The organism is Phreatobacter stygius (assembly GCF_005144885.1).
Classification (GTDB): Bacteria; Pseudomonadota; Alphaproteobacteria; order Rhizobiales; family Phreatobacteraceae; genus Phreatobacter; species Phreatobacter stygius.
Window position 1 is genome coordinate 2,731,671 of record NZ_CP039690.1, and the last position, 23,571, is coordinate 2,755,241.

Annotated in this window: 22 protein-coding genes and 1 tRNA gene; 17 read left to right on the plus strand and 6 right to left on the minus strand. The window is 66.4% G+C overall.

The features are described 5' to 3' along the window. Positions 1-77: 77 nt before the first annotated feature. From ppdK to E8M01_RS12605, 6 genes are all read left to right on the plus strand, one after another. Complete coding sequence (gene ppdK, locus E8M01_RS12580) at positions 78-2,756, plus strand: pyruvate, phosphate dikinase (protein WP_136960435.1); 2,679 nt, start codon at positions 78-80, stop codon at positions 2,754-2,756. Positions 2,757-2,851: 95 nt separating this feature from the next. Next, the gene (locus E8M01_RS12585; RefSeq protein WP_136960436.1) at positions 2,852-3,136 is read left to right on the plus strand and encodes a hypothetical protein; all 285 of its coding nucleotides are present in this window, start codon (positions 2,852-2,854) and stop codon (positions 3,134-3,136) included. An 84-nt stretch (positions 3,137-3,220) separates the two neighbouring features. Continuing rightward, positions 3,221-4,162: an ArgK/MeaB family GTPase gene (locus tag E8M01_RS12590; RefSeq protein WP_246088704.1), complete on the plus strand. Its 942-nt coding sequence runs from the start codon at positions 3,221-3,223 to the stop codon at positions 4,160-4,162. Between the two features lie 99 nt (positions 4,163-4,261). Beyond that, a complete protein-coding gene (locus E8M01_RS12595; protein WP_246088705.1) occupies positions 4,262-5,782 on the plus strand; it encodes a cell wall hydrolase in 1,521 nt (506 codons plus the stop codon). 150 nt (positions 5,783-5,932) lie between these two features. Beyond that, positions 5,933-6,172, plus strand: a complete 240-nt coding sequence (locus E8M01_RS12600; RefSeq protein WP_136960437.1) for a hypothetical protein — start codon at positions 5,933-5,935, stop codon at positions 6,170-6,172. Between the two features lie 176 nt (positions 6,173-6,348). Then, positions 6,349-7,590 (plus strand): MFS transporter, encoded by a 1,242-nt coding sequence (locus E8M01_RS12605; RefSeq protein WP_136960438.1) that lies wholly within the window; start codon positions 6,349-6,351, stop codon positions 7,588-7,590. Positions 7,591-7,607: 17 nt separating this feature from the next. Here E8M01_RS12605 and mepA read toward each other — a convergent pair whose 3' ends face one another. Further along, complete coding sequence (mepA, locus tag E8M01_RS12610; RefSeq protein WP_136960439.1) at positions 7,608-8,558, minus strand: penicillin-insensitive murein endopeptidase; 951 nt, start codon at positions 8,556-8,558, stop codon at positions 7,608-7,610. Positions 8,559-8,845: 287 nt separating this feature from the next. On the opposite strand from mepA, the gene E8M01_RS35325 reads away from it, so the two are divergent. Both E8M01_RS35325 and E8M01_RS12620 read left to right on the plus strand, forming a co-directional pair. Beyond that, on the plus strand, positions 8,846-9,793 hold the full coding sequence (locus E8M01_RS35325) for a L,D-transpeptidase (protein WP_246088706.1): 948 nt from the start codon (positions 8,846-8,848) through the stop codon (positions 9,791-9,793). A 173-nt stretch (positions 9,794-9,966) separates the two neighbouring features. Beyond that, positions 9,967-10,056, plus strand: a tRNA-Ser gene (locus tag E8M01_RS12620). 195 nt (positions 10,057-10,251) lie between these two features. On the opposite strand, the gene E8M01_RS12625 is transcribed toward E8M01_RS12620, so the two are convergent. Both E8M01_RS12625 and E8M01_RS12630 read right to left on the minus strand, forming a co-directional pair. Next, a complete protein-coding gene (locus tag E8M01_RS12625; protein WP_136960440.1) occupies positions 10,252-10,635 on the minus strand; it encodes a hypothetical protein in 384 nt (127 codons plus the stop codon). A 212-nt stretch (positions 10,636-10,847) separates the two neighbouring features. Beyond that, positions 10,848-11,633, minus strand: a complete 786-nt coding sequence (locus tag E8M01_RS12630; protein WP_342778707.1) for a response regulator — start codon at positions 11,631-11,633, stop codon at positions 10,848-10,850. Between the two features lie 241 nt (positions 11,634-11,874). Here E8M01_RS12630 and E8M01_RS12635 point away from each other — a divergent pair, with 241 nt between their 5' ends. The 6 genes from E8M01_RS12635 to E8M01_RS12665 all read left to right on the plus strand — a co-directional run bounded on the left by E8M01_RS12635 (position 11,875) and on the right by E8M01_RS12665 (position 17,682). After that, a complete protein-coding gene (locus tag E8M01_RS12635; protein ID WP_136960441.1) occupies positions 11,875-12,204 on the plus strand; it encodes a hypothetical protein in 330 nt (109 codons plus the stop codon). Positions 12,205-12,399: 195 nt separating this feature from the next. Further along, positions 12,400-13,029: a response regulator gene (locus E8M01_RS12640; RefSeq protein ID WP_136960442.1), complete on the plus strand. Its 630-nt coding sequence runs from the start codon at positions 12,400-12,402 to the stop codon at positions 13,027-13,029. A gap of 303 nt (positions 13,030-13,332) precedes the next feature. After that, complete coding sequence (locus E8M01_RS12645) at positions 13,333-13,590, plus strand: hypothetical protein (RefSeq protein WP_136960443.1); 258 nt, start codon at positions 13,333-13,335, stop codon at positions 13,588-13,590. Between the two features lie 500 nt (positions 13,591-14,090). Continuing rightward, a complete protein-coding gene (gene ltrA / locus E8M01_RS12655) occupies positions 14,091-15,440 on the plus strand; it encodes a group II intron reverse transcriptase/maturase (RefSeq protein ID WP_246088531.1) in 1,350 nt (449 codons plus the stop codon). A 441-nt stretch (positions 15,441-15,881) separates the two neighbouring features. After that, entirely contained in the window at positions 15,882-16,313 is a 432-nt protein-coding gene (gene rnk / locus E8M01_RS12660) for a nucleoside diphosphate kinase regulator (RefSeq protein WP_136960444.1), read from the plus strand. A 268-nt stretch (positions 16,314-16,581) separates the two neighbouring features. Next, entirely contained in the window at positions 16,582-17,682 is a 1,101-nt protein-coding gene (locus E8M01_RS12665) for a siderophore-interacting protein (RefSeq protein ID WP_136960445.1), read from the plus strand. 61 nt (positions 17,683-17,743) lie between these two features. On the opposite strand, the gene E8M01_RS12670 is transcribed toward E8M01_RS12665, so the two are convergent. From E8M01_RS12670 to cysE, 3 genes are all read right to left on the minus strand, one after another. Continuing rightward, positions 17,744-18,844 carry an alkene reductase gene (locus E8M01_RS12670; RefSeq protein ID WP_136960446.1) on the minus strand — a complete coding sequence of 367 codons (1,101 nt, stop codon included), beginning with the start codon at positions 18,842-18,844 and terminating at the stop codon, positions 17,744-17,746. A gap of 111 nt (positions 18,845-18,955) precedes the next feature. Further along, a complete protein-coding gene (locus tag E8M01_RS12675; RefSeq protein WP_136960447.1) occupies positions 18,956-19,483 on the minus strand; it encodes a cupin domain-containing protein in 528 nt (175 codons plus the stop codon). 93 nt (positions 19,484-19,576) lie between these two features. Beyond that, entirely contained in the window at positions 19,577-20,434 is an 858-nt protein-coding gene (cysE, locus tag E8M01_RS12680; RefSeq protein ID WP_136960448.1) for a serine O-acetyltransferase, read from the minus strand. Here cysE and E8M01_RS12685 point away from each other — a divergent pair. The 3 genes from E8M01_RS12685 (at position 20,433) to ssuD (ending at position 23,503) form a co-directional block, all read left to right on the plus strand. Next, on the plus strand, positions 20,433-20,693 hold the full coding sequence (locus tag E8M01_RS12685) for a hypothetical protein (RefSeq protein WP_136960449.1): 261 nt from the start codon (positions 20,433-20,435) through the stop codon (positions 20,691-20,693). The genes cysE and E8M01_RS12685 overlap by 2 nt on opposite strands. A 611-nt stretch (positions 20,694-21,304) precedes the next feature. Beyond that, the gene (locus E8M01_RS12690) at positions 21,305-22,270 is read left to right on the plus strand and encodes a sulfonate ABC transporter substrate-binding protein (RefSeq protein ID WP_136960450.1); all 966 of its coding nucleotides are present in this window, start codon (positions 21,305-21,307) and stop codon (positions 22,268-22,270) included. Positions 22,271-22,330: 60 nt separating this feature from the next. Further along, positions 22,331-23,503 (plus strand): FMNH2-dependent alkanesulfonate monooxygenase, encoded by a 1,173-nt coding sequence (gene ssuD, locus E8M01_RS12695; protein ID WP_136960451.1) that lies wholly within the window; start codon positions 22,331-22,333, stop codon positions 23,501-23,503. The last annotated feature ends 68 nt before the right edge of the window (positions 23,504-23,571 follow it).

The following is a 23,571-nucleotide window of genomic DNA, read 5'->3' on the forward strand; positions in this document are numbered from 1 at the left end:
ATGCGCCACGGAAAGCGCCTAAACAGACGCGCCGTGGCGGCGAGCGTGCGGCGCAAGATCGGAACGGGATGTCGACAATGACGACATGGGTTTACACCTTCGGCGACGGCAAGGCTGAAGGGCAGTCGAGCATGCGCAACCTGCTTGGCGGCAAGGGCGCGAACCTCGCGGAAATGTCCAATATGGGCCTGCCCGTTCCGCCCGGCTTCACCATCACCACCGAGCTCTGCACCTCGTATTATGCCAATGGGCGCAGTTATCCGGCCGAGCTGAAGGCGCAGGTCGAGGCGGGCCTCGACCATGTCGGCAAGCTGGCCGCCAAGGTGTTCGGCGACGCCAGGAACCCGCTGCTCGTCTCGGTCCGGTCGGGCGCCCGCGCCTCGATGCCGGGCATGATGGACACGATCCTCAACCTCGGCCTGAACGACGTGACGGTCGCGGCGGTGGCCGCCGAAGCCGGCGACGAGCGCTTCGCCTATGACAGCTATCGCCGCTTCATCCAGATGTATTCCAACGTCGTGCTCGAGGTGGATCATCATAATTTCGAGGAGATCCTCGAGCACTACAAGGACCGCAAGGGCTATTCACTCGACACCGAGCTGTCGGCCGCCGACTGGAAACATCTGGTCGGCGACTACAAGGTCAAGGTTCAGGAAGAGACCGGCAAGCCCTTCCCGCAGGACCCGCACGAGCAGCTCTGGGGGGCGATCGGCGCAGTGTTCTCATCCTGGATGAACCAGCGCGCCATCACCTATCGCCGGCTGCATGCCATTCCGGAAAGCTGGGGCACGGCGGTCAATGTCCAGGCCATGGTGTTCGGCAACATGGGCGAGACCTCGGCCACCGGCGTCGCCTTCACCCGCAATCCCTCGACCGGCGCCAAGGAGCTCTATGGCGAGTTCCTGATCAACGCCCAGGGCGAGGACGTGGTCGCCGGCATCCGCACGCCGCAGAACATCACCGAAGTCGCCCGGATCGGCGCCAAGTCGGACAAGCCGTCGATGGAGACGGCGCTGCCCGAGGTCTATCATCAGTTCATCGCGGTCGCCGATACGCTCGAGCGGCATTATCGCGACATGCAGGACCTCGAATTCACCGTCGAGCGCGGCAAGCTTTGGATGCTGCAGACCCGCAACGGCAAGCGCACCGCCAAGGCGAGCCTGCGGATTGCGGTCGAGCTCGCCGCCGAGGGCCTGATCACCCGCGACGAGGCGATCTCGCGGGTCGATCCGGCTTCGCTCGACCAGCTCCTGCACCCGACCATCGATCCCGCCGCCGAGCGCCGGATTCTCGCCACTGGCCTGCCGGCCTCGCCCGGCGCCGCGCAAGGCGAAATCGTGTTCAATTCGGACGAGGCCGAGGCCATGAAGGCCGGCGGCCACAAGGTCATTCTGGTGCGTGTCGAGACCAGCCCGGAAGACATTCACGGCATGCACGCCGCCGAGGGTATTCTCACCACCCGTGGCGGCATGACCTCGCATGCCGCCGTGGTCGCCCGCGGCATGGGCAAGCCTTGCGTGTCGGGCGCCGGCTCGCTGCGCGTCGATTATGCCGCGCAGACAATGACGGTGGCCGGCCAGACGCTGAAAAAGGGCGAAGTCATCACCATTGACGGTTCGACCGGCCAGATCCTGCTCGGCGAGGTCAGCATGCTGCAGCCGGAACTGTCGGGCGAGTTTGCCACCCTGATGGGCTGGGCCGACGCGGCGCGCCGCCTGAAAGTCCGCACCAATGCCGATACCCCGGCCGATGCCCGGGTCGCGGTCAAGTTCGGCGCCGAAGGCATTGGCCTGTGCCGCACCGAACACATGTTCTTCGACGAGGCCCGCATTGTCGCCATGCGCGAGATGATTCTCGCCGACGACGAGAAGGGCCGCCGCCTGGCGCTCGCCAAGCTTCTGCCGATGCAGCGTTCGGATTTCGTCGAGCTGTTCGAGATCATGGCCGGGCTGCCGGTGACGATCCGCCTGCTCGACCCGCCGCTGCATGAATTCCTGCCGCACACCGATGCCGAGGTCGCCGAGGTGGCGGCGGCCATGGGCGCCGATCCGAAAAAGCTGAAGGCGCGCGCCGAGGAGCTGCATGAGGTCAATCCGATGCTCGGCTTCCGCGGCTGCCGCCTGGCGGTCGCCTATCCCGAGATCGCCGAAATGCAGGCCCGCGCCATCTTCGAGGCGGCGGTCGAGGCTGCGCGCCGCAGCGGTTCGGCCATCGTGCCGGAAGTGATGGTGCCGCTGGTCGCGACCACGGCCGAATTCGATCTGGTCAAGGCGCGCATCGTTGCCATGGCCGATGCGGTGATCAAGGAAACCGGCGCCAAGCTCGACTATATCGTCGGCACCATGATCGAACTGCCGCGCGCCGCGCTGCAGGCCGGCAAGATCGCCGAGACCGCCGAGTTCTTTTCCTTCGGCACCAATGACCTGACCCAGACGACTTTCGGTATTTCGCGTGATGACGCGGCGAGTTTCCTCAATCCCTATCTTGCCAAGGGCATCATCGAGGTCGACCCGTTCATCTCGCTCGACCAGGAAGGCGTCGGCGAACTGGTCAAGATCGCCGCGGAGCGTGGCCGCAAGACCCGGCCCGACATCAAGCTCGGCATTTGCGGCGAGCATGGCGGCGATCCGGCCTCGATCCATTTCTGCGAGACGGTCGGGCTCGACTATGTCTCCTGCTCGCCGTTCCGCGTGCCGATCGCCCGCCTCGCCGCGGCTCAGGCGGCACTCGGCAAGGCGGCCGCCGGCCAGGCCTGAGCCGCGGCGCATCGGCCTGATGGCACGGCTGGTCCGTGCCGCCGTTCCGTGTCAGGGTCGCAAACCCGACGACCCTGAAGCCGAAGAGCGCCGCCGTGACCGACGACACCAGCCGCACGATCCCGATCACCGGTCTCGTCTTTGTTCTTGTCATGCTGGTGGCCGGGCTCGCCCTGGCTCTGCTGCTCAAGGCCTATCCCGGGCTCGGCGAGACCGTGCCCGGCCTGATGTGGCTGCTGGTCGCGGCGCTGGTCTTTGATGTTGCGGTCAATGCGCTCGCCACGCGCGGCGTTGCGCAGGCGCTGACCATGCCCTGGCGTGTCGGCGGCTTTTGCGCCGGCGCCGTCGTCCAGCATTTTACCTCCACCTATGCCCTCTGACGCTTCGACCGCGTCAATGGCCGGCCCGATGATCCGCGGACGTTCCAAAGGGCGTTTCATGGGGCGTTCCATGGGGCGTTCCACGTGAAACCCTTCACGCTCGAAGCGGTCCGGGCTGGCGGCAAGCGCGCCATTGCCCAGGCGCTCGCCGCGATCGAGACCATGGCGGGTCAGGCCGAACTCGCGGCCTTTCTCGACCAGGCTTGTCGTGAGGCCAGGGGCGCCACTCTCGGCTTGACCGGCCCGCCGGGCGTCGGCAAGTCGACCTTGACCAATGTGCTGGTGCAGCGCTGGCGCGCACGTGGCGAAACCGTCGGCGTCGTCGCGGTCGATCCATCCTCGCGCCGGACCGGCGGGGCGTTGCTTGGCGACCGCGCCCGGATTTCCACCGACCCGGCCGACAGGAACGTCTTCGTGCGCTCGATGGCGGCCCGCGATCGGCTCGGCGGCCTGTCCGACCAGACGGTGGCGGCCATGGTGGTGATGCGCGCGGTGTTCGACCGGGTGCTGATCGAGAGCGTCGGCATCGGTCAATCCGAAGCCGATGTCGGCATGGTCGCCGACACGGTGGTGTTGTGCATTCAGCCGGGTTCCGGCGACAGCCTGCAGTTCATGAAGGCCGGCGTCATGGAATTGCCCGATGTCATCGCCGTCACCAAGGCCGACATGGGCGACGCCGCAAGGCGGGCCAAGGCCGATGTCGAGGGCGCGCTGACGCTTGTGGCCCAGGACCCGGGCGCCTGGGTCGCGCCGGTGGTGCTGATCTCGTCGGCGACCGGCGATGGCATGGACGGGCTCGACGCGGCGATCGAGAGCCACCGGCGCTGGCTCGGCACCGAGCGGCTGGCGATGCGCCGCCGCGCCCAGGAAGCGCAGTGGATCGAGGAGGTCGTGCGCAGCCGCTTCGGCACCGCCGGCCTGGACGCGGCGCGGGCCGTGCCGGTCACGGCGACGGGTCCATTTGCCCGCGAGCATGCCGTCACCACCGCGCTGAACCGGCTTCTGACGCGCTCTGAACGTCATTAACGCGCCCTCAACCTTACCCAGGCAATAAGGTTGATATCCGGTCACCATGTTCTGGGGCCGGTTTGTTCTGTGGCGTGTTTCGCGTGGAGTGCGTTGCGTATGCGTGCGTTGCGTCGGCGTTCTGCGTCCGGAGTCCGTTCGGCCGCCCTGGTTCCGGGCCTGGCCGCGTCCATCCTGGTCCTGTCCTGCCAGTCGGTCGCCTATCAGGACCTCGTGAGCTATCTCGCCCAGCGTTCGGGCGTCGACCAGACCTGGCGCCGGCACGTGGCGAGCCTGGTCCGGCCGCAAATGACCATGGCGAGCTTCGCCTTCGCCCGCCCCATGCCGCGCGAAGAGGCTCAGCCGAACCGGGTGCTGGCGCATTTCGATGCCGCCGGCGCCGGACGTGCCAATCCCCGTTCCGGCGACCGCCTGGTTGGACCGGCGGTCGGCGCCGGCACCGGCCGGGCGGTCGTCTATCCGGCAGTCAATCGCGAGGCCAAGAGCGACCTTCTGGTCGAACGGGCGCGGCTTCGGCCGAGCCTCACCGCGGCGCAGCCGACCACGGCGCTGCTCCAGGCGCCTGCGGACCTGACGACGATCGCCCGCTTCAGCCATGACCCGGCGGTCGAACGCACCGATACCGAGCACTCGCCTTTGGCTCTCGGCGGCGTCCAGCTTGCGTCGATCGCGCCGGAGGCGGTGCTCGACGACCGTTCCGCGGCAGCCCGCCTCGGCCTCGCCGGGCCGGCGATCGGGCCGGCCGATCCGGTCGTGGCCGAGGACCGTCCAAGCAACGGCCAATCGCACAACGGCCAGTCGACCGACAGCCAATCGACCGATGGGCGGTCGGGCGACGAGCGTCGTTTCGCCACCGAACTCACCGAGGAGCGCGCCGGCATTGCGATATCAGGCGACGGGCCGCTGGCGCGCGCCGGTGCCGGCTTCGGTGCCCCGGCACTGCCGCTCGAAAATGAGCCATTCCGGGTCGCCACGACCCATGAGCCGGTCGCCGGCTTCGATCCGATCCTCGGCGCCTTTGCCACCGATCGGCGCGGTGACCGTCCGGATCCGGCGCTCGCGCGCGCCTTCCGCACGCCTGGCCCGCTCAGGCTCGAGGAACCGTCGCCGGCCCGGCTGACCCGCACCGGCCATCCGGTCCTGGCGCTCGCATTGTCCGGTCCGGCGCTGGCGCGCGCCGAGAAGTGCCTGTCTGAAGCGGTCTATTGGGAGGCCCGCAGCGAGCCGGAACGTGGCCAGATGGCGGTCGCGCAGGTGGTGGTCAACCGCGCGGTTTCCGGCTTCTATCCACGCGACATCTGCGGCGTCGTCTACCAGAATGCCCACCGCTATCTCGCCTGCCAGTTCACCTTCGCCTGTGAAGGCCGCCGCAGCCTGGCGCCGACCGAGGTGGAGCCCTGGACGCAGGCAAGCCGCATCGCCCGCGACATGCTGGCCGGTCGCACCTGGATCGCCGAGGTTGGTCACGCGACCCACTATCACGCGACCTATGTCAGGCCCTGGTGGGCGCGCTCGATGAACCGGCTGCAGCAGATCGGCGTCCATGTGTTCTACCGACCGCGGCAATGGGATCCCCTGCCGCAAGTGCAGCTGACCCAACAGCCGCCCCATCAAAGCTGAGCGCGCCGGCGGCGATCACGGCTTGTCACGCCCGGATCAATCGCACGTGACCGGCGTAACCAATGGTCGTTTCCAGGGGTACTGGCAGCAGAGGCGCAGGAGGCGCTTCCGCACAATCGAAGCCAGAACCCAAGGAAACGGAGAACGACCATGAAGAAGCTCATCCTCGCCGCCGCCCTGACCGCCGCCTCGCTCGTTCCGGCTTTCGCGGAAGGCCAGGGCCCCCATTTCTACGGCACCCCCGAGCGTCAGGTGACGAACACTCGGGAGTTTGGGACCCTGCGCGAATTCAGCCTGCGCCGCGCACCGGCGCCGGTCGCGACAACCTCCGGCTTGTCGCAGCTGAATGACCGGCAGGCCTATCCGATGGCCGCCGTCTCGCAGCAATAAATCGCATCGACCATGCCGTCTCGCGCCGGGGCCTGCCCCCGGCGCTTGCCGTTGCCGGCTTGCCCATTACGTCATCGCATGGGAGTCATTACGGCTTTTCGTTTTGCCTTCGCGGCTTCCGCTCCTAGGTTGAGCTGCGCCCGTGTATCAGCACGACGCGAATTCCGGAGAGACCCATGGCCACCACGACCGTATCCGACCGGCAGGCTGGCTGGCGCACACCCTTCGTAATCGTCGTCTGCGGCTGCCTGATCGGACTGCTGTCGTTCGGGCCGCGATCGGTGGTCGGCATGTTCCTGATGCCGATTTCGGTCGAGAACGGCTGGACGCGTGACGTCCTCTCCCTGACCATTGCCATCCAGAACCTGATGTGGGGGGTCGGCCAGCCTTTTGCCGGCGCCATTGCCGACCGCTTCGGTACGCTGAAGGTCTTCTGGGCGGGCACCATCATGTATGCCGCCGGCCTTGCCTGCATGGCCTTGCCGCTGCCGCCGCTCGCCATGCACGTCTTGTCCGGTTCGCTGGTCGGCCTTGGCCTTGCCGGCGTCTCCTTCAATCTTGTGCTCGCCTGCTTCACCAAGCTTCTGCCCGAGGCCAAGCGGCCCATGGCGCTCGGCCTCGGCACCGCCGCCTCCTCCTTCGGCCAGTTCGTCTTCGCGCCGTTGACGCCGTTCCTGATCGACCTTCTGGGCTGGCAAGGTGCGCTGCTGGTGTTCTCCGCGGTGGTTGGTCTGATCTTCCCGCTGTCGCTGGCGCTCGCCACCAATCCGAAGGCCGGCATCGGCACCGGCACCGGCACCGAGGCCAGCGTCGTGGCGACCATGAAGGCGGCGCTTGGCCATCGCAGCTACGTCTATCTGGTGCTCGGCTTTTTCACCTGCGGCTTCCAGCTCGCCTTCATCACCACCCACTACCCGCCCTATCTCGCCGACCTGAAGATGCCGGCCTGGGTCGCCGGCCTGGCGCTCGCTTTCATTGGCCTCTTCAACATCGTGGGATCGCTGAGCGCCGGCTGGCTGTCCGGCCGCATGTCCAAGCGCTGGTTGCTGGTCTGGATCTATTTCGCCCGCGGCGCGGTCGTGGTCATGCTGCTGGTCCTGCCGCCGAGCCCGGCCCTGGCGCTCGCCTTCGCCGCCATGATGGGGCTCCTCTGGCTCTCCACCGTGCCGCCGACCTCCGGCCTGGTCGCCCTGATGTTCGGCACCCGCTACATGGCGATGCTTTATGGCTTCGTCTTCTTCTCCCACCAGGTCGGCGGCTTCCTGGGCGTCTGGCTCGGTGGCGTGCTCTATGAACGCACCGGCTCCTACGACATCGTCTGGTGGCTGAGCGTGCTGTTCTGCGTCGGCTCCGCCCTGATCAATATCCCGATCAAGGAAGAGCCGGTCCGGCGTCCCGACCTGGTCCCGGCCGAATAGGCCGGTCCGGCTTGGGCTTAGCGGGCGACCACCACCTGCCGGCAGGCATCCGGCAGGCCGGCCATGGTGATTGGCGGCGGTGGCCGCCAGTTCGGGTTGGGCCGCGGGTTCAGCACCTCGTCGGTGAACCACCAGTCGAGCTCGGCACCGCAGCCTTCCGCTGACGGCGGCGGGTCCTGCGGCCGGCACGCGGCCGAGCCGGCCGGACAGGTGATCCGGATATGCATGTGGTAATTGTGCCCGGGCACCGGCCGGACCTTGGCGAGCCAAGAGCGGTTGCCCGTGGCCTCGCGGCACAGCGCCTTCTTGATCGCCGCATTGACCAGCACGCGTTCGACCCGCGGATCGGTCGCGGCGGCGCGGATCACCTTCAGATGTTCCGCCGTCCAGGTCGACGGCTCGATGTCGAGCCGGTCGGTGCGCACCATGTTGACCGCCGAGGTCACCTCGCGCTCTTCATGGGTCAGTGGGCGGCGCGGCATGGGGGTGAGCCAGATATCGGCGTCGAGCCCGATCTGATGGGAGGCATGGCCTGTTATCATCGGCCCGCCGCGCGGCTGCGAGATGTCGCCGACCAGGATGCCCGGCCAGCTCGAGAGGCGCGGCACCTGGCGGGCGAAGCGCTCCAGGAAGGAGATCATCTCCGGATGACCCCACATGCGGTTGCGTGACAGCCGCATCACCTGCCAGGCGTCGCCATTGACCGACAGGGCGGTGGCGCCGGCGAGGCAGCCACGTGAATAGAAACCGAACGCCCGCGCCTCCATTGGCGCCGCGCCGGTGGCGCGGCCGAAAATTTCCTTGGCCGGCACGCTCGGGTCGTTCGGATTGGCGAGTGGCGGCAACGGCCGGGGATTGACCGTGCCGCGGTCCTGGGCGAACGCAGGCGCGGCGAGCGCCGCCGACACCAAGGCGGCCAGGGCGAGTTTGGCGATCAATGCCGCGACGGCGGCGGGCGAGCGGGTCATGGGCATTCCGGCGCGACAGACGGACAGGTCCAGCGAGCTTAGCCAAGTATTCGTTAACCATTCATGTCAAGTCGCATGCGCCGGGTGTTTCGCCTGGCGCGGTGCGGCCGATGCAAGTTTTCACATCTTGGCGGTGCGAGAATTCGGGCGCAGCCGGGCGTCGGGCCATTGAATTAATGCTTAAGGTGAATCCGCGAGTCATCTTTACAGGTCGGCGAAGACCAGGAATCACTTGGGCCCACCAAGGTGGACGGATCCGGTTCCGGGTCTGGTGGAAGGGGAATTCCATGCGCTTTTCGGGATTCACGCGCGCGATAACATCGGGCGTCGTGGCAGTCGCCGGCCTGATCTTCGCAATGACGAGAGCCGATGCCGCGATCGTCGTCCGGGTCGACAAGACCACCCAGACCATGCGGGTCATCGTCGATGGCGAGCAACGCCATGTCTGGAACGTCTCGACCGGCCGGATCGGCTACAACACGCCGGTCGGCACCTATAGCCCGCAGCGGCTGGAGCGCCATTGGCGCTCGCGCAAATACGGCATGGCGCCCATGCCCCATTCGATCTTCTTCCGGGGCGGCTACGCCATTCACGGCACCAATATGGTTGGCCGGCTCGGCCGCACCGACAGCCATGGCTGCATCCGGCTGGCACCGGGCAATGCCCGCACGCTCTTTGAGATGGTCGCGGCACGGCGCGGCTCCACCCGCATCGTCATCGAGGGCACGTCGCGGCCCGAGCCGGCGGTCATGGCCTCGCGCCGCTCCGGCCCGCGGGTCGCCTCCGCCGGCCGGGCCCGCACGGCCCAGATGCGGCTCGCCCAGCCGGTCCGCAACCAGGCCACGCGGCCGGCCGGCCAATACCGGGTGGCGACCCCGGGCGCGCCGCTGCACCTGATCCAGGCACCGGGCCAGGGTCGTGCGGTGGCGGCGGCCATGCAGCCGCTCGGCCAATACCGGGCGGTGGCGCCGGGCGCGCCGCCGCGCCTGATCCAGACACCGGGCCAACATCGTGCGACGCAGGTTGCCGTGCAGCCGGCCGGCCAATACCGGGTGGCGGCCCCTGGCGCGCCGCTGCGCCTGGTCCAGACACCGGGCCAGCATCGCGTGACGCAGGTTGCCGGACACCCGCGCGCGGCCCATCCGGTGGCTTATCGGACGGCGCAGCCGCGCCCGATGGTGGTCATGCCGGCGCCCTCGGCCAATCCCTTCGCCAACTGGTTCATGCTGCGATGAAGCGCGGCGTCTGAGCAGGGGTCCCCGGCTCATAAATCGATGGATTCGGGCCGCTTTTGCCGGCGGTCCCGGGCGTGACTCGGTCCTGAAGGACGGAGCCGACCGATGTGCACGCGTCGCCTGCGGCGGCGTCCTTGCAAATTGCCGCGTGGGCCTTTATCAGCGCCCTCCACGGACAGGTGGCCGAGTGGTTGAAGGCGCACGCCTGGAAAGTGTGTATACGGGGAACCGTATCGCGGGTTCGAATCCCGCCCTGTCCGCCATCCCCTACCGAAACCCCTATGTTTCTGCAGGCTATTGACCCGCAACGACCGTCACGGGTCGCCGGGCCGAGGGCTGCGGCATGCGAGGCTCCCATCGCGCGCGGTCTCGACAAAGGCTGGAACAATCGCGGCGGTGAACCGGCGGTCGCCGGCTCAATTCGCCTGGTCGACCGCTTGCCCGCCGGCGCCCGCCGGCTAGCGGCGGGCCGGCGTCAACCGACGGAGAATATCCTCCAACCGGTCGCTGCCGACCGGCCGGCCATTGAACCGCACCGAGGTCACGCCGACGCAGCGCGGCAGGTCCATCTCGCCAGCCAGTTGCAGCTCCTGCCGGGCCTGCGCGGATTGGCCGGGCGTCGCGCATTGCATGGTGAACTGGTCATTCACCCGGCTGGTATGGCACGACCCGCCCTGGCGCTGGAACGCGCCCTGCACCTGGGCAACCGACCCGAGGTCGATCCGGCTGTTCTGTGCAAAACCCCAAAGGCAGAGATCGGTGTTCGCGGAGGCGGGTTGGAGAGCCACGATCGTCGCAAATGCGGCGCCAAGGGCGAAAGAGGCACGAACCTGAATGCGCATGCGGACGTCCTTGGGACATGAGGGTCGAGGGCGCGGGTGGCGATTCCCGCCTGATGATCGGCTCTATCGCTAGCGGCTATCAGGCGGTCAAGTCAGAATGGCGGCGGGATGTTGCGTCCGGAACGCGTTTTTTTCAGCGTTCCCGCGCCCGCGAGATCGCAAGGCGGCGCGAGGCCGGCGCTGCCTCCGGACGGCCGCCGGTGCGAAGCCGATCAGGCCTCGATCAGCTTGGTGCGCACCGCATAACGCACCAGTTCGGCCATCGAGCGCATGCCGAGCTTGCGCATGGCGGTGGCGCGATGGGTCTCGATGGTCTTGACGCTGACCTGCAACCGCCAGGCGATGCCCTTGTTGCTCAGCCCCTCGGCGATGTACTGGACCGTCTCGCGTTCGCGCGGCGTCAGCTTCACCGAAGGCTCGCCCTGGCCGACCAATGACGACAGCATGGCTTCCGAGACCCGCGCGGTGAAATAGGGTCGTGCCAGCGCCAGAGTGCTGATGGCGTTGAGCAGTTGATCTTCCGCGTCACTCTTCAGGAGGAAACCGCGGGCGCCGGCTTGCAGCGCGTCGCGGATCAAGGTCTCGCCGTCATGCTCGGAAAAGATCAGCACCTGCAGTTTCGGCAGGACCGGCAGGATCTGCCTGGCAACATCCAACCCGTTCAGCTCGGGCATGAAATAGTCAAGGATCGCAACATCCGGCCTGGTCTCGATCGCGCGTTCGACGGCTTGCAAACCATTCGCCGCCTCGCCGCAAATGTCCCAACCGTCGCGCGTCTCGATCAGGCTGCGCAGTCCGCGCCGGACGATCTCGTGGTCATCAGCCAACAATATACGCACCATGACGCCGCTCCTTGCCCCGTTGGGACGCCATCTTCTGATCGGGGGTTGTCCACCGGTCCTTGTTCGCTTGAGGAATTCTGGATCGGCTTCACCGGGCAAACCCCGAGCCGGGAGGTGGGCTATTTCCGGATGAGACCGGATATAGAACAGCTTCATGGCGCCGTCGATTTGACCGCACAAGGCACGATTGCGTGAGCAAAGCGGCGGTCCCGGCGTCCGCGATCATGGTCGCGGCGGCCTGCACCAGCCTGGCGGCGCCAGCCCGCTTGGATCTCATCCAGGGACATCACGGGGATCGGCTCGGCAATTCACCTGAGCGCGACGGAGGTCTGACCCGATGCCGCTCCGGTCCTGTGCGTGCCTTGATCACAATGGCCTTTCCGCCCGAGGCAGCGACATGGTCCTGCACCGAACACGCCTTGCGGCCCTGTCGGCCCTGGTCACGCTGGCCCTGCTTGCCGGTTCGCCGGCCCGTTCGGCCGAGGCCGGTCCAGTCTGGGGCGATGGTGCGCCGGCCGAAAGGCCGATGCCGGCCAACCCGCCGCAGACACTGGCGGACGCGGCCGGGCGTCATTGTGCCAGCCGCTGCGCGAGCCCGCTGATCGGCCCGACCTGCGGGCCGGTGCATGGTGTCGATCCGCCGCGCTTCAGGGGCGTCATCGGGCCCTGTGTGATGGATATTGGTGTCGCCAGGGTCGATCCGGTCGGGAGGACCGCCGAGCAATGACCAACTGCGCATCGCCTCGACCGGATGTCCGGGCGCAGCCGGCCCGAGGCCGCCTCCGCAATCACCCGCGGATCTCCGGGCGGGTTTTTGCCCATCGAAACCGCATCTGATTTTCCCTTCGGGGTCAGGGAATCCGCCAAGTTACGCGCGCGTCGGGAGTGATTAGGTCTTGAAGACGCGGGTAGGAGCATCGTCATGGCGCGGGTCCTCTTGGCCGAAGATCACGAGATCGTCCGTCGCGGTATCCGAAGCCTGCTGGAATCGCGCGGAAACTTTGAAATCTGCGCCGAAGCCGCGGATGGCCTCGATGCCGTGCGCCTGGCGATCCAGGAAAAGCCTGATATCGCGATCATCGACTATTCCCTGCCCAGGCTGAACGGCCTGGAGGTCGTCAAGCAGGTCCGCAAGGTCCTGCCGCGGATCCAGATCCTGATGTTCACCCAGCATGACAGCGAGGATCTGATGCGCGACATCCTGCGCGCCGGAGTTCGCAGTTTCCTGCTGAAGAGCGAGGCCGACGAACATCTGATCCAGGCGGTCAGCGCGCTGGCGATGTCGCGGCCCTATTTCACCACGCGGGTTTCCGAAACCATGCTGGCGACCTTTATCGGCAGCACGACGCCGGCGACGCAATTGACCAGCCGCGAACGCGAGACGGTGCAGTTGATCGCCGAGGGCGCCAGCAACAAGCGCATCGCCGCCGAGCTTGGCGTCAGCGTCAAGACGGTTGAGACCCATCGTTCGACGGCGATGCGCAAGCTCGGTGCGAAATCGATGGCGGATCTCGTCCGTTATGCCGTGCGCAACAAGCTGGTGGAGTCCTGACCGGCCACGCGGCCCCCCGGATCCCCCAGGGCCGGATCACCCCAGGGGATGCCGAAGCCGACATGGCCTCATGGGTCGCCGCCGCCCGGCATGGGTCGATGGGAAGCACCGGAAAGGGCGATCCGCAGTACCGCCTCCGATCGAGGGGCCGGTCGGCAAACCTAGCCAAAACCCAACCCTGTTCCTGAGGTCATCATCTCATGCCGCCTCAGTAGTTGCCGTAGTCCAGCCCAGGGCATTGCCTGATCGAAGTCGAATCCATTCAAGCGTTTCATGAAGTCGCCACGCCAAGAGGAGGACCAAATGGCTCGCCCAACCTTCAAGTTCCTGATGACCATTGCAGCCCTGTCGACCGGTGCCGTCCTGTTGTTTGTCACCAATGCCGATGCGCAGTCGCGTTCGGCATCGCAACGCAACAATCCGCGGGTCATCTCCAAGTGCATGCACGATGTCGTCGATGCCGTTCCCGGCGACCGTAACGATCAAGGCATCTCGCGCACCCGGGCCGCGATGTACCAGTCCTGCGTGCGCAACGGCGGAACCATTCCCGGCCGGCGCTGATCTGCTTTCGTCGAGGGTCCGGGCGGCGAACTTCACCTCCCTTCAACAGCCCTGCGCAGACCGAATTGAAGGCCGCCGAAAGGTGGCCTTCTTATTGTTGTGCGCCCAGCATGGGCGCAATCTTGGAGGTGGAAGTCCTCCCGTAAGCTGGCCACAGCGAACGAAGCGAAGCGCAACTGCGGAAGGGCGACCGACCGTGGGGAGGAAGCGTGGAGCGTAACCCGCGAGACGATGGACAAGAACCGGATAGAAGGCGGTGTCGAGCAGGGCGAGCGGGCAACGAACCGCAAAGCCCTTGTGGTCAAGGCTCGATGACGTAAATCCGGCGTTTGTGCGGGGAAGGATTGCGTTCTTACCTGGGGAGATCTCGCCTCGTGCCTGAAAGGGCGACGGTGTCGAACCGGAGCGAGAAGTCAGCCGAGGTCGTAGTAGCCGGCGGGCCACCGTCGGCGAAGGACCGAACGAGAGAGAGTGAAGTTCCCCCAAGGATGAGCAAGGCCATGCGTCAGATGCCGGGTACGCCCGGGAAGCGGGAGAGGCGAACGGGTGAAGCCCGCTCGGGCTCCTGTCTCGACGAAGCCGCGCCCCCGCCCCGGACCAGGAACGACACGGGGCCGGGACTGCTCGAAGCGGTTCTGGCGCGAGAGAACCTTCTGCGGGCCTTGAAGCAGGTGCGCGCCAACAAGGGTGCGGCAGGCGTGGATGGTCTGGATATCGACCAGACGGCCAGCATGCTGCGAACCGACTGGTCCGTGATCCGCGACAGTCTGCTGAAGGGGACGTACCAGCCGCAGCCGGTGCGTCGCGTGATGATCCCGAAGCCGGGGGGAGGCGAGCGCGAGCTCGGCATCCCGACGGTGCTGGATCGCCTGATCCAACAGGCGCTCCTGCAAGTCCTGCAGCCGATCCTTGATCCGACCTTCAGCGAGCACAGCTACGGCTTCCGCCCGGGCAGACGCGCACACGATGCCGTTTTGGCGGCGCAATCGTTCGTGCAGTCCGGGCGGCGGGTTGTGGTGGATGTCGACCTGGAGAAATTCTTCGACCGGGTGGACCACGACATCCTGATCGATCGTCTGCGCCGGAAGGTCCCGGATCCCGGCGTTATCCGTCTGGTCCGTGCCTTCCTGAACGCTGACATTGTTGATGGGGATGCGGTCATCAAGCGGACCAGGGGCACGCCGCAAGGTGGCCCGCTGTCACCGCTGCTGGCCAACGTGCTGCTCGACGAGGTGGACAAGGAGCTTGAACGACGCGGCCATGCCTTCTGCCGCTATGCCGACGACAGCAACGTCTATGTGCGGTCCAGGCGGGCGGGCGAGCGGGTCATGGCTCTGCTGCGACGACTCTACGGCCGGCTTCATCTGACGGTGAACGAGACCAAGAGTGCCGTGGCTTCCGTCTTCGGCCGCCGCTTTCTCGGCTACGCCTTCTGGGTGGCGCCGGGTCGGGTGGTCAAACGGCGGGTCGCCGACAAGGCGATCAAGGCGTTCAAGACCCGGATCCGTGAACTGACACCCCGGGTGACCGGGCGATCGTTAACAGCGGTGACGGCGCGGTTGTGCTCCTTCGTGCTGGGGTGGAAAGCCTACTTCCGACTGGCGCAAACACCCAAGGTCTGGCGCGAGCTGGACGAGTGGATGCGTCATCGCTTGCGGGCCATCCAGCTCAAGCACTGGAAGCGGGGCAGGACAATCCTTCGGGAGCTGATAGCGATGGGAGCCAAACCCAACGTCGCTCAGAAGGTAGCGGGAAACTCCCGCTGCTGGTGGCGCAACAGCGGGATGCTCCTCAACTCAGTCCTCACGATCAAATGGGCCGACCAACTGGGAATGCCCAGGCTCGCCTGACCTCAATCTCTCGAACCGCCCGGTGCGGACCCGCATGCCGGGTGGTGTGGCAGGGGTGCGGTCAAACGACCGCCCCCTATGCCGATTAGGCCCTGCCGCCGGGCCTGGTGCCGATCGTCGGGCCTGTGGTTGCAACCGCCCGAGCCAGCCCGCGGATGATGGTCTCCAACCGCCGCGCCCTTGACAAAACCGGCGGAGACGCCAGATTCACTCCGATGAAACCGCTTTTCGCCGATCACCAAAACGCTTCCCTTCGGGTGAAGCTCATCCTGGGCGCGTAGCCCCGGCTCGGCGTGCGTGCGCCCCGAGACGGGGCGACGGTTTCATTCTCCGCACGACAGATGCGCTCATGTTCCGCCAAGGCGCGGACTTAGAGCCGAGGTCGTCGGCCGCCGGCGCTTTTGCCGCGGCTCCCTCAGACATATCCCTCAGGTTTTGACTATGAATACCCCCATCCAGACTACCAATGCAGCCACCCTGCCGCCTATTGTCGTCAGCGATTTTGACCACCAGCGGTTGTCCGTGCTCGCCAATGATGCGCTCCGGCGCGCGCCGGAAGTGGCCGAAGCGCTGCTGACCGAACTCGACCGTGCCGAGGTCGTCGCATCGCAGGCGCTGCCGCGTGATGCCATCGGCATGCATTCCACCGTGGAATTCACCTCGCACGGCGGACAGTTGCGCCGTGTCCAGCTGGTTTTTCCGGCCGAGGCCGACATTGCCGAAGGCAAGATCTCGATCATGACGCCGCTCGGCGCGGCTTTGATCGGCCTGTCGCCGGGCCAGTCCTTCGAATGGGTTGGCCCGGGCGGTCATCCCAACCGATTGACCGTCATCAGCGTCGAGCGCGCCGCCGAAGCAGGCGCCTCGGCCTGATCGGCGCACAGCGCCCGATCTTCTGCCCCATGGCCTTTCAGTTCCGTGCCGGTGGGAACCGGCACGGAATGTTCATTGTCTTGGGTTATTTGTGATCTTGGCGAAAGTCATAAGAATAGTACTATTCTAAAGAAGTGTTCCCTCTGGCCAGCTTGAAATAGTTCCAGAAGATAGACGTTGAATCGCCAGTTTGACTTCGCTAATCGCTCCCGTGACCACGCAACGATGCCTGACAAGCAGCGCATCGGTCGTGGCATCGGAGTGATGCATGGCTATCCTCATCTCGGAAGCTCGGATCAGGACGCGCGCCGCCGAAGCCCATATCGCCAGGCTCTGCGCTGATATCGCCAAATTCGACCTGTTCACCGCGACCTGTAGCGTCGAGACCGGTCGCGCCGAGCTGCCTTGGGGTCTTGCCACCATGCGGGCCGAGGCCGAGGCCCTGCTCATGCGTGCCGAAGCGCGTGACGAAGAAGCGCTCTCCACCCTCAAATTTGTCCTGGCCGAGCGGCTGACCGCGCTGGCGGCCGATGAGAAACCCGAGATCGTCTGGACCGGCGACGGTTGCGGCGGCACGGTCCTGCCGAGTTTCCGCGAAATGCGAGTGAAACGTTGGGTCGACGTCACGCCGCATGTCCGGCGCATCACCTTTTCAGGCGAGGATCTCGGTCGTTTCGACTCCGCCAGCCTGCATCTCCGCCTGCTGATCCCGCCGGCTGGCCTCGACGTGCCGGAATGGCCGGTGCCGGGCCGCGACGGCCGTCCGGCCTGGCCACCGGAAGGCCGCCGGCCGGCCGCGCGCACCTATACGGCGCGCCGGGTCGATGTCGCGGCGGGCGAGCTCGATGTCGACTTCGTCATGCATGGCGATGAGGGCGTCGCCTCCGCCTGGGCGGCACGCGCCAGGGCCGGCCAGGTGGTTGGCATGCTCGGGCCGGGCGGCAGCCGGATGCCGGCCGCCGACTGGCACCTGTTCGCCGGTGACGAGACCGCGCTTCCCGCCATGGCCAGGCTCATCGGGGGCTTGCCCGGGACGGCCCGCGGCCTTGCCTTCATCGAGGTCGAGGATGCGCGTGACGAACAGCCGATCGCCAGCAAGGCCGCCATCGATATCGTCTGGCTGCATCGCAACGGCGTGCCGTCAGGCCAGTCGCCGGCGCTGGAGCGACATGTCAGAGCGGTGGAATGGCCGAAGCAGGGCACCTGTTTCGGCTGGCTCGGCGCGGAGGCGGCGACCGTCAAGGCGATCCGCCGCCATTGGCGCCAGGATCTCGGCCTCGAGCGCGGCCAGCACCTGGCCGTGGCCTATTGGCGCCTGGGTAAAAGCGAGGCTGAAGCCAGGGCGGAGCCTGCTGGCGACGACACTTGACCGATTGCGACGCGCGGCGGTCACCGCCGCGCGTCATGATCCGGCCGGTTATCCGGCCTGGTTATTCAGCCGCCTGGCTCAGCGCGGGATAGTCCGTATAACCCTTGGCGTTGCCGCCATAGAGGGTTGCCCGCTCCACCTCGTTCAGCGGCGCGTTGACGCGCAGCCGCTCCGGCAGGTCCGGATTGGCGATGAAGGCCTTGCCGAAGGCAATGCCGTCGGCCCGGCCTTCGCTGACCGCCTCGATGGCGAGTTCGCGGGTATAGCCGTTATTGGCGATATAGGCGCCGGGGAAGGACTGGCGCAGCGCGGCATAATCGAAGGCGACATTGTCACGCGGCCCGCCGGTGGCGCCTTCGACCACGTGGATGAAGGCGATGCCGCGCTTGCCGAGCTCTTGCACCAGATAGCCGAACACCTCGGCCGGATCGCTGGTCACCGCGTCATTGGCCGGGCTGACCGGCGACAGGCGGATGCCGAGCCGCTCCTTCGGATAGACCTTCAGCACCGCGTCGACCACTTCGAGCGCCAGCCGCGCGCGGTTCTCGACCGAGCCGCCATATTGGTCGGTGCGCTGGTTGGTACCGTCCTTCAGGAACTGGTCGATCAGATAGCCGTTGGCGCCATGCAACTCGATGCCGTCGAAGCCGGCGCGCTTGGCATTCTCCGCCGCCTTGACATAGTCGGCGACGATGCCGGGGATCTCGGCGGTGTCGAGCGCGCGCGGCGCCGAGGTCTCGACAAACCCGGTCTCGACATAGGTCTTCGACTTGGCGGTGATCGCCGAGGGTGCCACCGGCGCTTGGCCATCAGCCTGCAGCGAGGTGTGCGAGATGCGTCCGACATGCCAGAGCTGGACGAAGACATGGCCTTTGGCGGCGTGGACCGCGTCGGTCACCTCGCGCCAGCCGTTGACCTGCTCGTCGGTATAGAGCCCGGGCGTCCAGATATAGCCCTGGCCCTGCCGGGAGATCTGGGTCGCCTCGGTGATGATCAGGCCTGCGGAAGCGCGCTGCACGTAATATTCGACATTGAGCCGGTTCGGCGCGTCGGTTCCAGGCGTCGCCCGGTTGCGCGTCAGCGGCGCCATGACCAGGCGGTTGGGCAAGGTCAGGTCGCCGATCTTGAACGGCGTGAAGAGGGCGCTTGCGTCATTGCTCATCGGGGGAAGACCTGTCGGCGGTTGGCAAAAGGGGAACGGCGGCCAAGGCAGCCGAACGGTAGGGTTGAGGTGGGACCTTCAGTTGCGCCGCACAAATGCGCATGACGCAGGTCAGCCCCGATGAATCGGATCGATCCAGAGCACGGTCTCGGGTTTCTCCACCGGCTCGATGTCGAGATTGATCGCCACCGCTTCGCCGTCCGAGCGGACCAGCACGCATTCGAGCTGCTCATCCGGGCTCGCATTGATCTCCTGATGCGGCACGTAAGGCGGCACGAAGATGAAATCGCCCGGCCCGGCCTCGGCGACGAATTGCAGATGCTCGCCCCAGCGCATGCGAGCACGGCCGCGCACCACATAGATCACGCTCTCCAGGTGGCCATGATGGTGGGCGCCGGTCTTGGCATCCGGCTTGATCGTCACCGTTCCCGCCCACAGCTTCTGCGCGCCGACCCGGGCGAAATTGATCGCCGCAGCGCGGTTCATGCCCGGCGTCGAGGGCACATTGGGGTCGAGCTGGTCGCCTGGAATGACCCTCACCCCATCATGTTTCCAGCGGTCGTCATGCGCATGATGGTGGTCGTGCGCGGGGTCATGGTGGTGGCCGGCGTGGTGATGATCATGGTCCTGGGCGCTCATCAGCGAATGATCCTCGATTGGGTCCAATGGCGTCGCTGCCCGCGATCATCGCGGGCGCGCCAATTTCAAGGCGTGATGTCGTCGTTGCGCTGCTCAGATCACATAGACGAAGGCTTCATAAGCCTCGCGGCTGAGAATCTGGTCCATCGACCGGGCCGGTTCGGCGCATCCGGCGGATCCCACGGGTTTTGCCGGCACGCCGGCGACCGTCGTATTCGGCGCCACCGCATGCAGCACGACCGAGCCCGCGGCCACCCGCGCACAGCGGCCGATCTCGATATTGCCGAGGATCTTGGCGCCGGCGCCGATCAGCACGCCGCGCCGGACCTTCGGGTGCCGGTCGCCGCCTTCCTTGCCGGTGCCGCCAAGCGTCACGTCCTGCAGGATCGAGACGTCGTCCTCGATCACCGCGGTCTCGCCGACCACCAGGCCGGTGGCATGGTCGAGGAAAATGCCGCGGCCGATCGGCACGGCCGGATTGATGTCGACCTGGAACACCTCCGACGACCGGCTCTGCAGGTAGAGCGCAAAATCGCGCCGGCCCCGGCCGAACAGCCAATGCGCCAGCCGGTGCGTCTGGATGGCATGGAAGCCTTTGAAGAACAGCACGGGATCGGCGAGCCGGCTTGCCGCGGGATCGCGGTCGATCACCGCGGCGGCGTCGGCGCGCATGGCCGTGCCGATGGCATGCGAGTGTTTGAGCGCTTCGGTGAAGGCGTCGAGCAGGATGTCGGCCGGAATATCGGCATTGGCGAGCCTGGCCGAAATCCGGCGCGCGACGGCATCCTCGAACGACTTCGCGTGGCCGATCGTCCTGAGCATCAAGGTGGCGAGTTCCGGATTGCCGGCGGCAATCTGGTCGGCCTCGGCGCGCAGGCGATGCCAGGCCGCGTCCGCCGTGTCGGCGGGCAGCTGAATGACGGAACCCGAAGCAGGATGTGTTTTGGCCATGAGCGAACCGATGCCTGGTGCCTTGATCACTGAGGCAAAAGGAACACCCCCGAACCGACAAAGATCAAGTCAATTCCTGGTGGCAAAACAATCATCTCGCAGGTTGCGTCAGTTTAGAAAAAAGCAGTCATCAGAATTCGGCGCGAAAGAATATTTGTCTCGCCGAGAAGTGCCGGCGGAGCGCTTTTCCACGACCGGGCCGCTGGCGGGCAATGGGGTTCTCCGCCGCGCCGAACATTCGAAACATCGTTCCAATTGACTGCCAGGTCGCGGGCGCGGAGCATCGGGTCCGCCGTCTTGAGGAGAGCCGTCGCCATGGCCTGGATCAGAAAAGCGCTGGATCATTATTACGGTCGGCTGGCAGAGCTTGACCACGTCTCGCCCCCTTTTCCCTGGGGCTGGTATTGACCGCCGATGGCCGGCCGGCCGTGGCCGGGCCGGAGCCCGTGCCGTCAGATGATCGGTCGAGGCCGGCCGCATGGGATCGGGTTACGTGGGATTTCGCGGCGAGCGATGTCCGGCCCGAGGCGATGAGCGCTCAGGACATCGGAACGCGCCCCGACCTGCCACTGGTCCTGCTCAGACATGACCGGGACGAGGTGCTGTCGATGGCCTCGGTCTGATCCGGCGCGCAAACGCAATATTGAGATCGATATTCTCTGAATCACAACCCTGTTGGCGCCAATATAACGCGATTATGTTTCGCCATAACCAGATAATCTCTGCGTAGAAATAATTATCAATTCGGTCATTCATACAAGATCAGCGTTCTCGATATCGCCGGCATTTTGGAAAACCAGATGAATTGACTTGATTGCTCAACCGTTCCCATCGTGAGACCAGGAATATTGGCGCGATGGATGGGCGATCATGGACCGCAGGACATTTCTGGCCGCGACCGCATCGGTGGGGTGGGGCCTGCCGACGGCTCCGGCGGTGGCCCAGCCGGGTCCGGCCGGCCTCCCGCGGGAATTGCGCATCGGCTTCCAGAAGAGCGGCGTCCTCCTGATCGCCAAGCAGCAGGGATTGTTCGAACAGCGCTTCAAGCCGCTGGGCGTCGAGGTGAAATGGACCGAATTTCAGTTCGGCCCGCCCTTGCTGGAGGCCCTCAATGTCGGGTCGATCGATTATGGCCCGACCGGCGATGCGCCGCCGATCTTCGCCCAGGCCGCCCGCGCCAATCTCTATTATGCGGCAGCCAATGAATCGGCCGGCAACGGCTCGGCGATCCTGCTTCCGGCCCATTCGCCGATCCGCACGCTCGGCGATCTGAAAGGCAAGCGTATCGGCTTCGCCAGGGCATCCAGCGCGCACAACCTGACCATCGAGGCGATCGAAAAGGCTGGCATCGGTTATGCCGATTTCACCCCGGTCTATCTGCCGCCGGCGGATGCGCGGGCCGCCTTCGAGCGCGGTGCGATCGATGCCTGGACCATCTGGGATCCCTATTTTGCCATTGCCGAGAAGATCCCGGGCACGCGTATCCTGTCGCTGTCGCGCGGCATCGTCGCGCAGAACTCCTATTTCCTGGCCAATCGTGGCTTTACCGACCGGCATCCGGCCGTTGTCGCTGTCATCAACGCGGAATTGGCCAAGGTCGCGGCCTGGGCCGACGGCCATCGTGGCGACGTGGCGATCCTGCTCGCCCAGGCGACCGGGCTCGACCGCGAGTCCTGGCAGCGCGCCATCGACCGGACCGAATTCGCCGTTGGCCCGGTCAGCGAGGCGGCGATCGCCGAACAGCAACGCGTCGCCGACCGGTTCCACCGTCTCGGCCTGATTCCGCGACCGATCAATATCCGCGAGATCGTCTGGACCTGGGTGCCCAAAGCCTGACGCCGAGCGCCCGGACCCGACAAGGCGCGCCACCGCTCATTTTCCGCAAGGACAAGCCCGATGACCCTTCATGCCGCCGTGCCGTCGCCAAAACCGCTGGATCTGTTCTGGTTCATTCCGGTCAGCGGCGACGGATCCTATCTCGGCACCACCGCCGGTCATCGCCCGGCCGATTTCCGCTATCTCAAGGAAATCGCCCAGGCCGCCGACCGGCTCGGCTTCAAGGGCGTGCTGATCCCGACCGGCAAGGCCTGCGACGATCCCTTGATCACCGCCGCCGCCCTGGCCGCCCATACCGAGCGGTTGAAATTCCTGGTGGCGCTGCGGCCAGGCGTCGCCTCGCCGACCTTTGCCGCCCGTCAGGCGGCGGCGATCGACCGGATCAGCCAGGGCCGCTTCATCGTCAACATCGTGACCGGCGGCAATCCGGCCGAGCTCGCCGCCGACGGTGTCCATCTCTCGCACGATGAGCGTTACGCCCACACCGCCGAGTTCCTGTCGGTCTATCGACGGTTGCTCGAAGGCGAAAAAGTCGACCTGGACGGCCGCTATATCCAGGTGAAGGGCGCCAAGCTGGAGTTCCCGCCGGTGCAGCGGCCGGCGCCGCCGATCTGGTTCGGCGGATCGTCCGATCCGGCGCTCGATGTCGCGGCCGAACATGTCGACGTCTATCTGACCTGGGGCGAAACGCCGGACCAGGTGAAGCTGAAGCTCGACGATGTCCGCGCCCGGGCGGCGCGGCACGGCCGCACCGTCAAGTTCGGCCTGCGCATCCATCTGATCGTCCGCGAGACCGATGCCGAAGCCTGGGCGGCGGCCGACAAGCTGATTTCGAAACTGCCGGATGAGGCCATCGCCGCGGCGCAGAGGAAATTCGCCGAGGATTCCGATTCGATCGGGCAGAAGCGCCAGAGCGCGCTGATCCGCGGCCGTGACAATCTCGAGATCGCGCCCAATCTCTGGGCCGGCATCGGGCTGGTGCGCGGCGGCGCCGGCACGGCGCTGGTCGGCAGCCCGCAGACGGTCGCCGCGCGGTTGCGCGACTATCAGGCGCTTGGCATCGAAACCGTCATCGCCTCCGGCTACCCGCATCTCGAGGAAGCCTATCAGGTGGCCGAACTGCTGTTTCCCGAGCTCGGCATCGGTGCCGTGCCCGAGCGCGCGCACACCACCCAGGTCGGCGAATTCGGCGTCAGCGGCACCGGCGTGCGTGTCGCCGTGGCGGCGTCGTGAGACCGGCCGTGGTGGATCTCGGCCAAACCGTCGCGGCGTCGCCGGATCGCGCGCCGCGGCGCGGCGAC